General features: G+C 70.2%; 11 protein-coding genes. 3 read left to right on the forward strand and 8 right to left on the reverse strand.

Annotation, left to right across the window (positions count from 1 at the left end; all coding sequences use genetic code 11):
- Positions 1-66: 66 nt before the first annotated feature.
- From ACFVYN_RS08625 to ACFVYN_RS08640, 4 genes are all read right to left on the reverse strand, one after another.
- Entirely contained in the window at positions 67-1,287 is a 1,221-nt protein-coding gene (locus ACFVYN_RS08625) for an MFS transporter (protein WP_389994437.1), read from the reverse strand.
- A gap of 103 nt (positions 1,288-1,390) precedes the next feature.
- On the reverse strand, positions 1,391-2,440 hold the full coding sequence (locus ACFVYN_RS08630) for an endonuclease/exonuclease/phosphatase family protein (protein ID WP_389994440.1): 1,050 nt from the start codon (positions 2,438-2,440) through the stop codon (positions 1,391-1,393).
- A 196-nt stretch (positions 2,441-2,636) separates the two neighbouring features.
- Positions 2,637-3,260, reverse strand: a complete 624-nt coding sequence (locus ACFVYN_RS08635; RefSeq protein ID WP_389994443.1) for a TetR/AcrR family transcriptional regulator — start codon at positions 3,258-3,260, stop codon at positions 2,637-2,639.
- 726 nt (positions 3,261-3,986) lie between these two features.
- Positions 3,987-5,573, reverse strand: a complete 1,587-nt coding sequence (locus ACFVYN_RS08640) for an MFS transporter (protein ID WP_389994446.1) — start codon at positions 5,571-5,573, stop codon at positions 3,987-3,989.
- 216 nt (positions 5,574-5,789) lie between these two features.
- Here ACFVYN_RS08640 and panB point away from each other — a divergent pair, with 216 nt between their 5' ends.
- Complete coding sequence (panB, locus tag ACFVYN_RS08645) at positions 5,790-6,656, forward strand: 3-methyl-2-oxobutanoate hydroxymethyltransferase (protein ID WP_389994449.1); 867 nt, start codon at positions 5,790-5,792, stop codon at positions 6,654-6,656.
- A gap of 327 nt (positions 6,657-6,983) precedes the next feature.
- On the opposite strand, the gene ACFVYN_RS08650 is transcribed toward panB, so the two are convergent.
- Complete coding sequence (locus ACFVYN_RS08650) at positions 6,984-9,020, reverse strand: NAD(+) synthase (RefSeq protein ID WP_389994452.1); 2,037 nt, start codon at positions 9,018-9,020, stop codon at positions 6,984-6,986.
- Positions 9,021-9,172: 152 nt separating this feature from the next.
- Here ACFVYN_RS08650 and ACFVYN_RS08655 point away from each other — a divergent pair, with 152 nt between their 5' ends.
- Positions 9,173-9,601 carry a hypothetical protein gene (locus tag ACFVYN_RS08655; protein ID WP_389994455.1) on the forward strand — a complete coding sequence of 143 codons (429 nt, stop codon included), beginning with the start codon at positions 9,173-9,175 and terminating at the stop codon, positions 9,599-9,601.
- Between the two features lie 75 nt (positions 9,602-9,676).
- Here ACFVYN_RS08655 and ACFVYN_RS08660 read toward each other — a convergent pair whose 3' ends face one another.
- The 3 genes from ACFVYN_RS08660 to ACFVYN_RS08670 form a co-directional block, all read right to left on the reverse strand.
- On the reverse strand, positions 9,677-11,617 hold the full coding sequence (locus tag ACFVYN_RS08660; RefSeq protein WP_389994457.1) for a protease pro-enzyme activation domain-containing protein: 1,941 nt from the start codon (positions 11,615-11,617) through the stop codon (positions 9,677-9,679).
- A 143-nt stretch (positions 11,618-11,760) separates the two neighbouring features.
- Positions 11,761-12,363 carry a DUF305 domain-containing protein gene (locus ACFVYN_RS08665; RefSeq protein WP_389994460.1) on the reverse strand — a complete coding sequence of 201 codons (603 nt, stop codon included), beginning with the start codon at positions 12,361-12,363 and terminating at the stop codon, positions 11,761-11,763.
- Between the two features lie 11 nt (positions 12,364-12,374).
- The gene (locus tag ACFVYN_RS08670; RefSeq protein WP_389994463.1) at positions 12,375-13,040 is read right to left on the reverse strand and encodes a DUF3105 domain-containing protein; all 666 of its coding nucleotides are present in this window, start codon (positions 13,038-13,040) and stop codon (positions 12,375-12,377) included.
- A gap of 338 nt (positions 13,041-13,378) precedes the next feature.
- Here ACFVYN_RS08670 and glnA point away from each other — a divergent pair, with 338 nt between their 5' ends.
- On the forward strand, positions 13,379-14,740 hold the full coding sequence (gene glnA, locus ACFVYN_RS08675) for a type I glutamate--ammonia ligase (RefSeq protein ID WP_352383150.1): 1,362 nt from the start codon (positions 13,379-13,381) through the stop codon (positions 14,738-14,740).
- Positions 14,741-14,789: the final 49 nt, after the last annotated feature.

Raw genomic sequence — 14,789 nt, forward strand, 5'->3', positions numbered from 1 at the left:
GCCGACAGAGCAAAAAAAGGGGGGCGCCCGGCATGCACCGGGCGCCCCTTGCCGTCGTACGACCGCTCAGTGCCGTACGGCCTCCGCGTGCTCCGGCAGATGGGACGCGACCACCCGCTCGCGGCCGGCCGGCACGGTCACGCGCCGCCGGTCCACGACCGCGGCCACCGCGGCGACGCCGAGGCCGAGCACGGCCAGGGCGGCGCCCGTCAGGGCCGGGGACGTCACGCCGAGGCCCGCGGCCAGGGCGAGGCCGCCGATCCAGGCGCCGCCGGCGTTGGCCAGGTTGAAGGCGGCCTGGTTGGCGGAGGAGGCCAGGGAGGGGGCGGCGGACGCCTTCTCCATGACCATCAGCTGGAGCGGGGAGCCGGTGACGAAGGCCGCCGTGCCGAGCAGGACGACCGCCACCGCGGCGCTCCACTGCGCGGACATCAGCACCGGGAACAGGGCCAGGACCACGACCAGCGCGGTCAGTCCGCCGAACAGGGTGCCGCGCAGCGAGTGGTCGGCGAGCCGTCCGCCGACCAGGTTGCCCGCCGTCGCGCCCACTCCGAACAGGGCGAGCAGCAGCGTCACGCTGGAGTCGGCGTAGCCGGCCGCGTCCGTGAGCATCGGCGTGATGTAGCTGTACGCGGCGAACAGCGCGCCGAAGCCGGCGACCGTCGTGCCGAGCGCCAGCCAGACGGGCAGCGACTTCAGCGCGACCAGTTCACGGCGCAGGCCCACCGCGGGGGCGTGCGCGTGGTCGCGGGGGATGAGGAGCGCCAGGGAGGCTATCGCCGCCAGGCCGATCGCGCTGACGCCGAGGAAGGTCGCCCGCCAGCCCAGGTGCTGGCCCATGAGGGTGGCGACGGGCACGCCCGCGATGTTGGCGAGGGTCAGGCCGAGGAACATCAGGGACACCGAGCGGGCCTTGCGTTCCGGCGCCACCATGCCGGTGGCGACGACCGCGCCCACCCCGAAGAAGGCACCGTGCGGCAGCCCGCTCAGGAAGCGGGCCGCGAGCAGCCAGTGTTCGTCGGGGGCGAAGGCGGAGAGCGCGTTGCCGACCACGAACAGTCCCATCAGGCCGATGAGGACCACGCGACGGGACATCCGGGCCGTGACCGCGGCGAGCAGCGGGGCGCCGATCACCACGCCCAGCGCGTACGCGGAGACCAGATGCCCGGCGGTCGGGATCGAGATGCCGAGGTCGTCCGCGACGTCGGGCAGCAGGCCCATCATCACGAATTCGGTGGTGCCGAGACCAAAAGCGCCGACGGCCAGTGCGAGCAGGGCCAAGGGCATGAAGAGCCGAGCCTTTCAGGGGAGAGCGGAGTTCCGTACCAGTGTATGTTCAAGTACGGAACAAATGCTCCCGGGCCTGGTATTCCAAAGGGCTTCCGGTGGGTTACGACGAGGTGGCGAGGTTCACACGGGCCGCCACCGGCAGATGGTCGCTCCCGGTGGCGGGCAGCGTCCACGAACTCACCGGTTCCACGCCCTGCACCATGATCTGGTCGATCCGCGCCATCGGGAACGACGCCGGCCAGCTGAACCCGAAGCCGCTGCCCGCCGCGCCCTGCGTGGAGCGCATCTGCGAGGTGACGGCGTTGAGCGCGCGGTCGTTCATCGTGCCGTTGAGGTCGCCGAGCAGGATCTTCCGGGACAGCTTCTCGTCGGCGATGGCCTCGCCCAGCGCGTCGGCACTCGTGTCGCGCTGCCGGGCGGTGAACCCGGCCGCCATCTTCACCCGCACGGACGGCAGATGGGCGACGTACACCGCGACCTGACCGTCCGGAGCGGCCACCGCGGCACGCATGGCACGGGTCCAGCCCAGCTTGATGTCGACCGCCCTGACGCCGCTCACCGGGTACTTGCTCCACAGCCCGACGGTGCCCTCCACCGCGTGGTACTTGTACGTGGACGCCAGCGCCTTCTCGTACACCGGCACCGCCGAGGCGGTCAGCTCCTCCAGGGCCACCACGTCCGCGCCGGAGGCGGCCACGTCCCGGGCGGTGCCGGACGGGTCGGGGTTGTCGGCGTTGACGTTGTGGGTGGCCACCGTGAGGTCGCCGCCGGTGGCGGACTTGTCGGAGAGCAGCCCGCCGAAGAGGTTCAGCCACACGGCCGCGGGGAGCACCACCGCGATCAGCGCGGTCGCGGACCGGCGCAGGAAGCCGAGCAGGAGCAGCACCGGGACGAACACGCCGAGCCACGGCAGGAAGGTCTCGGTGAGACTGCCGAGGTTGCCGACGGCGTTCGGGATCTGCGCGTGCACCAGCATCACCAGGGCGACGATCACCGCGAGGGCGGCCAGCACGAGGCCGCGACGCCAGATCCGGCGGTCACCGCGCCAGCCGGAGAGCGGGCGGCCGAGCAGGCGCCGGAGCCGGTCTCTCTGGCGCTCGGGTCCCGAGCCGCCGTTCGCCGTCTCCGTCACGTATGCCTGCTGCGCCATACCGTCGCCTCACTACCTGCCGTACACACCGTTCACCCCGTTGCGTGGGGCGTCAGACGCCCCGTACGACCCTAGGGGATGATCGGCTTCCCTCTCGTCGTCCCATGACGACCGGACGGGGGCGATGACGTACAAGTCGGCTTCCCGAGTTCCCCAAAGCGGCGGGGAAAGCGCCCTCTGTGACGAAACGCGCACACTAGGAACTGACGGGGCGTAGGCCTTCGAGGACGGTGTCGACGATCTGTTCGGAGAGGCCCTCCGGCAGGGCGGCGTCGGGGTGCATGATGGTGCGGAAGAGCATGGGTCCGATGAACAGGTCGTTGACCAACTCGACGTCGATGTCCCCGCGGAGCTCGCCGTTGGCCTGTCCCCGGCGCAGGATGGCGATCTGTTTGCGGCGCCGGGGCGCGACGACGAGCGTGTGGTAGGCGTCCCACACCTTCGGGCTGCTCTTCATCTGGGCGAAGACACTGTGCAGCAGCGCCGAGGAACGGGTCATCAGTCCGCGCTGCCGCAACTGCTCGAGCAGCGCCACGAGATCGTCGCGCATGGAGGTGCCGGGCAGTTCGGCGTCCGGGGGCTCGGCGGTGCGCACGACGTCGACGAAGAGCTCCTCCTTGCCGTTCCAGCGGCGGTAGATGGTGGCCTTGCCGACGCCCGCGGTCCGCGCGATGCGCTCGATGGACAGCTCGGCGAGCGGCACGCCGTCCTCCAGCAGCCTCATGACGGCCTCGATGATGGACCGCTCCACGGCCTCACTGCGGGGCCGCCCCCGTACGGCCCCCGACTGCCTGGCCTGACCCTCCGCGAGGCCGCTCACGTCGCATGGTCCTCTCTGTGCGATGGGGTGATTCTCCCTGGTCGACGGCGGTGAAGGGGAGGCGGGGTCGGGCCACGGCCGCCTGGCGGGGCCGGCTGGGCTTCGGCTTCTGTTCGGTGCCGGTGTCCTCGACTTCCGTCCGGGGCTGGTGGCTTGCGGACTTCCGGTGGTGCCGGTGGCTTCTGATCCTCGCCGGTGCCGGTGCCGGTGCCGGTGCCGGTGGCGGTGGCGGTGCCGGTGGCGGTGGCGGTGGCGGTGGCGGTGGGCTTCCGCCTGCTGCCTCCGCTGCCTCTGCTCTCCGGTCGCCCGTTCGGCACCGCCGCCTCCCTCGGGTTTTCCCCTGGCGCAACTGCCTCCGGTCTCGCCAACGGTGCCGCTGCTTCCGGCCGTTCACCCGGTGCCGGCAGTGGGGCCGACATCCTGCTGCCGCTGCCGCTGCCGCTGCCGCTGCCGCTGCCGCTGCCGCTGCCGCTGCCGCTGCCGCTGTCCGGACGTCCCATCCGGCACCACCGCCTCCGGTCTCTCCGGTACCACCGCCTCCGGTCTCTCCGGTGCCGCTGCTTCCGGCAGTTCGCCGTGCCGGTGGCTTCGGGCGGGCGCCTACCGCTGCTGCCCAGTCGTCCCGCCCGACGCCATCGCCTTGGGCCCCGGACCGACCGCCTCAGGCCCTCCCCGGCCCAGTTGGCCGGCCCGGGCGTCACCGTCCTGGTGGTCGGGGCCGTCAGGTCACTCCGCCGCGGGGACCAACTCCTGTTCCTCCTTGCCCCGCTGAGGTTCCTTCGGGCGGCCCGGCAGGTACAGGGCCACCACGACGGCGCCGACCAGGGCCACGCCCGCTCCCCACAGCGCGGTGACATGCATCGCGTGGAGGAAGGCGTCGTTGGCCGGGCCGACCAGGGCGTCGCCCCGGGGGCCGAGCTTCGCGGCGACGCCGAGCGTGGCCTCGATGGACTCGCCCGCGGTGTGCCGTACGCCCGCCGGGACGGAACCGAGGTGGGACTCGATGCCGTTGCGGTAGGCCGTGGAGAGCACCGAGCCGAGGACGGCGATGCCGAGCGCGCCGCCGACCTGCCGGAAGGTGTTGCTGAGGGCGGACGCGGAGCCGGCCTTCTCGCGCGGCAGGGCCTGCATGATGACGACGCTGGTCGGCGTCATGATGTGCGCCATGCCGGTGCCCATGAGGAAGAAGATCACCTCGAGGAGCCAGATCGGCGTGTCCGCCTCCAGCCCGGCGAACGCGACCAGCATCGCGGCGATCAGCAGCATGCCCCCGGTCGTCGTCGCCCGGTTGCCGAAGCGGTCCACGACCAGCCGGGCGCGCGGCGCGAAGATCAGCTGCGCGGCGGCCAGCGGGAGCATCAGCAGACCGGTCTGCAGCGGCGAGTAGCCCCGCACGCTCTGGGTGTAGAAGACCGAGAAGAAGGTCACGCCCATCAGCGCGAAGAAGACCAGCCCTATGGCACCGATCGCGGCCGAGAACACCTTGTTCTTGAAGTAGGTGACGTCGATCGACGGATGGTCGCTGCGCTTCTCGAACACCACGAACGCGACCAGCACCGCGAGACCGGCACCGATGGTGGCCAGCACCGTCGCGTCCGTGAAGTCGGCGAGCTGACCGCCCTTGATGATGCCGTAGACGAGCAGGACCAGTCCGATGACCGACAGCACGACACCGACGGGGTCGAGACGCCCCGGGTTCGGGTCGCGGGAGTCGGGTACCAGCCAAAGCATCAGCGCGAGGGCGAGCACCACGATCGGCACGTTGATGAGGAAGACCGAGCCCCACCAGAAGTGGTCGAGGAGCACACCGCCGGTGATCGGCCCGATGGCGATGGCGAGTCCGACGCCACCCGCCCAGATGCCGATGGCCTTGGGCTGCTCCTCGCGCTCGAAGACGTTCATCAGGACGGCGAGCGTGGCCGGCATGACGAACGCGGCGCCGAGGCCCATCAGCGCGCGGAAGGCGATCAGCTGGTTCGGCGAGCCGGAGAACGCGGCGAGCGCGGAACCGGCGCCGAACACGAGCAGGCCGCCCAGCAGCACCTTCTTGCGGCCCAGCCGGTCGCCGAGCAGGCCCGCGGTGAACAGCAGACCGGCGAAGACCAGGGTGTAGGCGTTGATCGCCCACTCGAGTTCACTCTGGGTGGCGCCCAGGCCGGTCGGCGCGGGAGTCGAGATCGTCTTGATCGCGACGTTCAGAATGGAATTGTCGAGCACCACGATCAGGAGGCTCAGCATCAGTACACCGAGGATCGCCCAGCGGCGCCGGTACACCGCCTCCGGTACCCGGGAGTCAGGGGCTGCGGTAGTCATGCCTCCGAGAGTAACCCCATTACGATACGGAACCGTCTCGTATCGTTAATTATTTACTCGGCCCTTACTCAGCCCTTACTCATCCCGGCGGCCGTCCGAGCCGTGCCTGAACGGTCACACCGACCACCTCTGGCCCTGACCGGGACGAGGTGCCACCATGGGGGTGATCCGGGGACGCCGTGAGGGCGCCTCGAGATGACGTAAGGAGCCGTTGCAATGACGCAGCTTTCGGCTGCCCACACCAAGCCCTCCGACGGCAGCAAGGCGCTGTACGGGGGCAAGGGCACGCGCCGCATCACTGTCCGGGACATCTCCCTCGCCAAGGAACGCGGCGAGAAGTGGCCCATGCTCACCGCCTACGACGCGACGACCGCCTCCGTCTTCGACGAGGCCGGCATTCCCGTGATGCTCGTCGGCGACTCGGCGGGCAACTGTCACCTCGGGTACGAGACCACCGTGCCCGTCACCATGGACGAGATGACCATGCTGTCGGCCGCCGTCGTACGGGGCACCTCGCGCGCCCTGATCGTCGGCGACCTGCCCTTCGGCTCCTACCAGGAGGGCCCGGTGCAGGCGCTGCGCTCGGCGACCCGGCTGGTCAAGGAGGCGGGCGTCGGAGCCGTGAAGCTGGAGGGCGGCGAGCGCTCCCACGAGCAGATCCGGCTCCTTGTGGAGTCCGGCATCCCGGTCATGGCCCACATCGGCCTGACCCCCCAGTCCGTCAACTCCATGGGCTACCGCGTCCAGGGCCGCGGCGAGGAGGCGGCCCAGCAGCTGCTGCGCGACGCCAAGGCCGTCCAGGACGCGGGCGCCTTCGCCGTCGTCCTGGAGCTGGTCCCCGCGGAGCTCGCGGCCGAGGTCACCCGGGTCCTGCACATCCCGACGGTCGGGATCGGCGCGGGCCCCGAGACCGACGCGCAGGTCCTCGTCTGGACCGACATGCTCGGCCTCACCGGCGGGCGGGTCCCGAAGTTCGTCAAGCAGTACGCCAACCTGCGCGAGGTCATGGGCAACGCGGTGAAGGCCTTCGCGGAGGACGTCGTCAGCGGCACGTTCCCGCTGGAGGAGCACTCCGTCCACTAGGGCCCACTCCGTCCACTCGGGCTCAAGCCGTCCACCAGGGCCACGGCCCGCCAGAGCCACAGCGGCACCACAGCGCCCCGCCGATCTTCCCCCGTCGGCGGGGCGCTCCCCGTCGGTCGTCACCACCCGGATCAGTCGAACCGCTCCAGATCCCGCAGCCAGGCTCGTGCAGAGCTGTCCGACGGCGCCCGCCAGTCACCGCGCGGCGACAGGGAACCGCTCGCCGACATCTTCGGGCGGCGCGGCGGCCACCTTCATCGCCTCCGCGTACCCGGGCATCTGCAGCCGCGCAGGCTGAACTCCGTAGCCGCTCGCCCTCCCACCGGCCTAGTCGAACCGCTCCAGATCCCGCAGCCAAGCCTTCGCCGAGCTGTCCGACGGTGCCCGCCAGTCACCCCGCGGCGACAGCGAACCGCCCGCCGACACCTTCGGTCCGTTCGGCATGGCCGACCGCTTGAACTGCGCGAACGCGAAGAAGCGGCGGCAGAACACCTCCAGCCAGCGCCGGATCGTCGGCAGGTCGTACGTCCCGCGCTTGTCCTTGGGGAAGCCCGGGGGCCACTCACCGGCATCCACGTCGTGCCAGGCGTGCCAGGTCAGGAAGGCGATCTTCGACGGCCGGAAGCCGTAGCGCAGCACATGGAAGAGCGTGAAGTCGTGCAGCGCGTACGGCCCGATCTTCGACTCGGTGGACTGCATCTCCTCGCCCGGTACGAGCTCGGGGCTGATCTCGGTGTCGAGGATCGCGGTGAGGATCTCACCGGTCTCAGCGTCGAACTGCTCGCTGCTGACGACCCAGCGGATCAGATGCTGCATCAGCGTCTTCGGCACGCCCGAGTTGACGTTGTAGTGGCTCATCTGGTCGCCCACGCCGTACGTCGACCAGCCGAGCGCCAGCTCGGAGAGGTCACCGGTGCCGAGCACGATGCCACCGCGCTGGTTGGCCAGCCGGAACAGGTAGTCGGTGCGCAGGCCCGCCTGGACGTTCTCGAAGGTGACGTCGTACACCGGCTCGCCGGAGGCGAAGGGATGGTCCATCTCCTGGAGCATCAGCCGCGCGGTCGGCGTGATGTCCAGCTCGGCCGCGGTGACGCCGAGGGCCCGCATCAGGCGGTGGGCGTTGGACTTGGTGTGGTCGCTGGTGGCGAAACCGGGCAGCGTCCAGGCCAGGATGTCGCTGCGCGGCCGGCCGGCCCGGTCCATCGCGCGGGCGGCGACGATCAGCGCGTGCGTGGAGTCCAGGCCGCCCGAGACGCCGATGACGACCTTGGGGCCGCCGATCGCCGCGAGCCGCTGCTGGAGCCCGGCGACCTGGATGTTGTAGGCCTCGTAGCAGTCCTGGGCGAGCCGCTCGGCGTCGGCCGGCACGAACGGGAAGCGCTCCAGACGGCGCTTGAGGCCCAGGTCGCCCGCCGGGGGATCGAGCTCGAACGACACCGTACGGAAGTCACCGGTGCGAGTCTGGTGAGTCCGTCGGTTCTCGTCGAACGTGCCCATCCGCATCCGCTCCTGCCGCAGCAGGTCCAGGTCCACGTCGGCCACCGCGTACTCGTCGCCCTGCGGGAACCGCTCGGTCTCGGCCAGCAGGACGCCGTTCTCGTAGACCATGGCCTGGCCGTCCCAGGACAGGTCGGTCGTCGACTCGCCGAGTCCGGCCGCCGCGTAGACATAGGCGGCGAGGCAGCGCGAGGACGCCGAGCGGCACAGCAGCTTGCGGTCCTCGGCCCGCCCGACCGTGATCGGGCTGCCGGAGAGGTTGACGAGGACGGTCGCACCGGCGAGCGCGGCCTCCGCGCTGGGCGGCACCGGCACCCACATGTCCTCGCAGATCTCCGCGTGCAGCACGAGACCCGGGACGTCCGCCGCCTCGAACAGCAGGTCCACGCCGAACGGCACGCTCGCACCGCCGACCCGGATCGAGCCGCCGCGCTCGTCGGCACCGTCGCCGATCTGCCGACGCTCGTAGAACTCGCGGTAGTTGGGCGGGTACGACTTCGGTACGACACCGAGGACCCGGCCGCGATGGACGATCACCGCGCAGTTGTAGACCCGGTTGCGGTGGCGCAGCGGGGCGCCGACGACCAGCACCGGGAGCAGGCCGGCCGACCCGGCGACCACGTCCGCGAGCGCCGTCTCGACCTCGTCGAGCAGCGCGTCCTGCAGGAGCAGGTCCTCGATGGAGTAGCCGCACAGCCCCAGCTCCGGGAAGACGGCGACGGCGACCCCCTCCTCGGAGCACCGGCGCGCGTGACGCAGTACCGCTTCGGCGTTGGCGGGCGGGTCCGCGATGACGGTGTGACCCGTACACGCCGCGACGCGTGCGAACCCGTGTTGATAGCTGGACCAGAAGTTCGAGGCAGTCACGGGGATCAGTGTAATCGTCAGAGCGACGCGATGGGGGAGGGGGTCTGCACGGTGCGGGACGGTCTGCCCGAAGCCAAGTCTGTGTGTTGGCCGGGTCATGATCCTTCGGTGCCCCTTGCCGGATTGTCATGACCTTGCCTTCAATGAGCGGCATGACCGGCATAAGTGGGATGAGCGGAACGCGGGACGACGGCCCGGGCCGTGCGTGGGGATGGGGCTGGTTCCTGGCCTGGCTCCTGGTGGGAGCGTGCGCCGGCATCGGCCTCGCGGCGATCCTGACGGTGGGCGTGGCCTTCCTCGTACTCGCCGCGGTGGCCGCGGTGTTCCTGCTCCGCAGGGGCCCTCGACGCGCTGTCCTGGGCGGCGTCTCGGGAGTGGCCCTGCCGCTGTTCTACCTCGCGTACCTGAACCGGGGCGGCCCGGGGGAGGTGTGCCACGCGGTGCCGGGCGGGCAGTCCTGCACCGACGAGTACACGCCTGTTCCGTTCCTCGTCGCCGGGGTGCTCGTACTGGTGGCGGGCTGCGTGGTCCATGTGATGGCCGGCCGCCGCGCGCGAGCGGGCCGCGTGTCGGGACGCTAGGGCGGGACATGCGCGAGGGCCCGGCCCCGGAGGTTCTCACCTGCGGGACCGGACCCCTGTGGACGCGCGTCGGGATCAGTGCTTGCGGAACGACTGCACGTAACCGTTCGCGGGCGTACCCACGCCGGTGACGTCGTCGTAGCCCTTCACCGCGGACAGCGAGCTGTCCTTGCCGAGGCTGCGGACCGAGACGACCAGACCACCGCTGGCGTCGGAGCCGTTGACGAAGTCGGTGCGGGCCACCGCGAGTCCGGACCCCGTGGGGTTGTCCGTGACGTCGTGGAAGGCCTTCGAGCCGTACTTCGCGTAGATCGACGGGTTGGCGAAACCGATCGCCTTGCCGCCCCGCGCCTGCTGGGCGAGCGCCTGCACGGCCGCGATCACCGGCGAGGCCAGCGACGTGCCGCCGATGCGGTACTCGCTGTACTGCTGCGAGCCGTCGGGGAAGGTCTGCGTCTGCCCCACCAGGAATCCGGTGTTCGGGTCGGCGATCGCGGAGATGTCCGGGACCACGCGGTTGCCGGCGGCGTTGTTGGCCGTGGCGAGCGCGTCCGGAACGACACCCTTCTGGTAGAAGGGCTCGGCGACCGTCCTGCTGGTGCCGCCGCCCGCACCGGAGGTGAACGCGCCGGGGAAGTTGGTCCAGCTCTTGCCGTCCGCGGACAGCGTGGCCTTCTCGGTGCCCCAGCCGGTCTCCCACAGGTACTTGTCGCCCTTGCCGACGGCCAGCGAGGTACCGCCGACCGCCGTCACCCACGCCGAGTTGGCCGGGGTGTCGACCTGCTTCGTCCCGGTGTGGGCGACCTCGTCGCCGTTGTCACCGGAGGAGAAGTAGAAGCCGATGCCCTCGACCGCGCCGAACTGGAAGACCTGGTCGTAGGCGGCCGCGAGATCCGGCGTCTGGTTGGCCTCGATGTCGCCCCACGAGTTGGAGACGAGGTCGGCCAGGTGGTTGTCGACGACCTTGCTGAGCGAGTCGAGCAGATCGTCGTCGTAGCAGGACGCGGCACCCACGTACGTGATGTTCGCGTCCGGCGCGACCGCGTGCACGGCCTCGACGTCGAGGGTCTCCTCGCCGTACCAGCCGGACGCTCCGCACTCCTCGGTCTTGGTGTAGCCGTCGGGCAGGACCTGCTTCAGCTGGTTGCTCTTGTAGCCGGCGTCACCGTTCTTCTTCGCGTACGTGGCCGCGTCGAAGGCGATGGTCGGGGAGGCGTAGGCGTCGGTGATGGCGACGCGCACACCCTTGCCGGTGTACTTGCCCGCGCCGTAGGCGGCGCGCAGCTGCTTGCCGGTGTAGCCCTTGATCGCGTACGGGATCTTCGAGCCGTAGGCCGCGGGCAGCGTGCTCGCGGTCTTCGAGCCGTAGTACGAGGAGAACGGCCCGGCGTTCTTGAACACGGCGTCCGGCGGCGGCAGTTGGTCCTTGCTGCTCGCCTTGTGCGGCGCGTTGTCCAGGCCCGTGACGGTCAGGACGGCACCGTCGAGGGCGGCCGGCGCGGAGGCGGCCTTGGCCGGGGCGTGGTAGGTCTTCGAGCCCTTGGCGTAGTTGTGCAGCTGGGTCCCGAAGGCCTTCTCGACGGCGGCCACGTCACCGCTGACGGCGACGTAGTGCTCGGTCACGTCCGTGACCTTCAGCCCGGCGGACGTCAGCCAGGACTTGACCGCCGCGACCTGGGCGGCGGTGGCGCCGAAACGCTGCTTCGCCTGCTGCGCGCTCAGGTACTTGCCGTACGACGCCGAGCTCGGGTCGGCCACGGACTTCGCGTAGGCGGCGAGCCCGGTGGCGTCCTTGCCGGCGAGGTAGACCCGGGCGGAGACCTTGGAGCTGTCCGCGGTGGCGCCCTTGTCGGCCTTGGCGGTGGCCCACGCGGGCTTGGTCCCGGCCAGCGTGTCGCGGTTCGGGCTGTCCGCGGCGTGGGCCGCGGGTATACCGAGCGCCAGCGCGCCCGCGAGCATCGGCAGCGTCGCCGCCATGCTCACCCCGGCGCGGAGTTTGGCGCGGTTGGATCTCATGGAACCCCCTGGATGCGGTTCGTCGCGAGTGATCACTCGACGGTGTGGCCACTCTTGCGACGAACGGTTCATGCAAGGGGAATGCGCATGCCAAGAACAGGCCAATTAACCTAATGAACAAGGCTGGTTCGAGGGTTAACCCTCTATGATCGAGGTTTTGCGCCCCGCTCCTTCAGCATCCCCGCCATCAGGTCGACCTCCGACTGCTGCGCGGCGACCATCCCCTGCGCGAGCCGCTTCTCGACGCCGACCGTGCACTTGTCCACACAGCCCTTCGCCATGTGGATGCCGCCCTGGTGATGGTCCGTCATCAACTGCAGATAGAGGATCTCGGCCTGCTTGCCGTTCAGCGTGCCCAGCTTCTTCATCTCGCTGTCGGTCGCCATGCCCGGCATCAGCGAACCCGCACCGGCCGACGGCATGTCACCCATGCCCATCCACGTCATCGGCGCATCCGCCGACACCTTCGGCAGCTCCCACAGATCCAGCCAGCCCAGCAGCATGCCGCGCTGGTTGGCCTGCGTCTGCGCGATGTCGTAGGCGAGCCGCCGCACTTCGACGTCCTTGGTGCGGTCGCGCACGATGTACGACATCTCGACGGCCTGCTGGTGGTGTACGGCCATGTCGCGCGCGAACCCGGCGTCCGCGGACTCGGCGGACGGGGTCTCGCCCGAGCCGCCGTCCTCGGCCACGGCGTAGGTGATCGCACCGGCCGCGACGAGGACGCCCGCGACGGCCACGGCCACTCCTGCGAACCTCACTGCGACAGACCGCCCGTGCACGCGGCGCCCGGCTCGGGCGTCTGCCGGCCCTGCACGAACTTCTCGAAGAACGTGTCGACGTTCGGGTCGTTCGCCCCTGTCACAGTCCGCTGGTGGCCCCACGCCGACAGCACGATCGGGTCCTTCTGCTTGTCGTCCGGGCTCATCAGCGTGTACGGCGTCTTCTTCACCTTCGCCGCGAGCGCGTCCACGTCCGCCTTCTTGGCCTTGTCGGTGTACGTCACCCAGACCGCGCCGTGCTCCAGCGAGTGCACGGCGTTCATGTTGTTGAGCGCCTTGGCGTAGACGTCGCCGTTGCAGTTCATCCAGACCTGGTTGTGGTCGCCGCCGACCGGGGGCTCCATCGGGTAGCTCACGGTCTTGACGACGTGGTTGCGGCCCAGCGTGCCCTTCCAGGTCTTGACGCCGTCCGAGCCCGTGACGAAGTGCCCCGTGCCCGTGCCCTTGCCGTCGGCCGCCGTGCTGTCGTCGGACTGCGACCGCACCAGCACGACGCCGCCGGCGACCAGACCGGCCACGACGACGACGCTCGCGGTGATCGTGAGGATCCGGTTGCGGCGCTCGCGGGACTGCTCGGCGCGCCGCATCTCCTCTATGCGCGCCTTGCGTGCCGTGGCGGTGCTCTTCTTGGCGGAACCCATGAGGTGTGTCCTTCTGGGGGAAAGGGGCGGGACGGATGGTGACGACCGGTCCGCTGATCGTAGTGGGACGGGGGTGACTTCTCGCAGGGAGCCCAAAGGAAACCCGGACGCGGGGTGAGACGGAGCGGGCCGGGCATTACGTATGTCGATCCGAGCAGGCAAGATGGGCGGCAGAGCAGTACATCGCCGCACGTGAGGCGTTCACTCCCGGGTCGCCGGGACGATCAAGGTCGGCAACGCGCACGAAATGCTGTTGTGGTGTGATGCTCAGGTGCCCGACCGCCTCCTGCGGGACACGGAGACAGGCGGCCTGACCAGCAAGGATGGGGAAGCGGAAGATGGACAAGCAGCAGGAGTTCGTGCTCCGGACCTTGGAGGAGCGCGACATCCGGTTCGTACGCCTGTGGTTCACGGACGTGCTGGGCTTCCTCAAGTCCGTGGCCGTGGCCCCGGCCGAGCTGGAGCAGGCCTTCGACGAGGGCATCGGCTTCGACGGGTCGGCGATCGAGGGATTCGCCCGCGTATACGAATCCGACATGATCGCCAAGCCGGACCCGTCGACCTTCCAGGTCCTGCCCTGGCGCGCGGAGGCCCCCGGCACGGCCCGGATGTTCTGCGACATCCTCATGCCGGACGGCTCCCCGTCCTTCGCGGACCCCAGGTACGTCCTCAAGCGTGCCCTGGCCCGCACCTCCGACCTGGGTTTCACCTTCTACACCCACCCGGAGATCGAGTTCTTCCTCCTGAAGGACCGCCCGCTGGACGGCTCACGCCCGACCCCGGCCGACAACTCCGGCTACTTCGACCACACCCCGCAGAACATCGGCATGGACTTCCGCCGCCAGGCGATCACCATGCTGGAGTCGATGGGCATCTCGGTCGAGTTCTCCCACCACGAGGGCGCCCCCGGCCAGCAGGAGATCGACCTCCGCTACGCCGACGCGCTCTCCACGGCCGACAACATCATGACGTTCCGCCTGGTCATGAAGCAGGTGGCGCTGGAGCAGGGCGTCCAGGCCACGTTCATGCCGAAGCCGTTCTCGGAGCACCCCGGCTCGGGCATGCACACCCACCTGTCCCTCTTCGAGGGCGACCGGAACGCGTTCTACGAGTCGGGCTCGGAGTACCAGCTCTCCAAGGTCGGCCGCTCCTTCATCGCGGGCCTGCTCAAGCACGCGGCGGAGATCTCCGCGGTCACCAACCAGTGGGTCAACTCCTACAAGCGCATCTGGGGCGGCACCGAGCGCACCGCCGGTGCCGGCGGCGAGGCCCCCTCCTACATCTGCTGGGGCCACAACAACCGCTCGGCCCTGGTCCGCGTCCCGATGTACAAGCCCGGCAAGACCGGCTCCGCCCGCATCGAGGTCCGCTCCCTCGACTCCGGCGCCAACCCGTACCTGGCCTACGCCCTCCTCCTGGCCGCCGGCCTCAAGGGCGTCGAGGAGGGCTACGAGCTCCCGCCGGGCGCCGAGGACGACGTCTGGGCCCTGTCCAACTCCGAGCGCCGCGCCATGGGCATCGAGCCCCTGCCCCAGAACCTGGGCGAGGCCCTCACCCTGATGGAACGCAGCGACCTGGTCGCCGAGACCCTGGGCGAGCATGTGTTCGACTTCTTCTTGCGCAACAAGAAGAGCGAGTGGGAGGAGTACCGCAGCGAGGTCACCGCCTTCGAGCTGCGGAAGAACCTGCCGGTGCTGTAGGGGTTTCCTGCCGAAGGGGGGCGCGGAGGGCCGCGCCCCCCTTCGGTGT

This window comes from Streptomyces sp. NPDC058307, from assembly GCF_042880295.1.
In the GTDB taxonomy this organism is placed as follows: Bacteria; Actinomycetota; Actinomycetes; order Streptomycetales; family Streptomycetaceae; genus Streptomyces.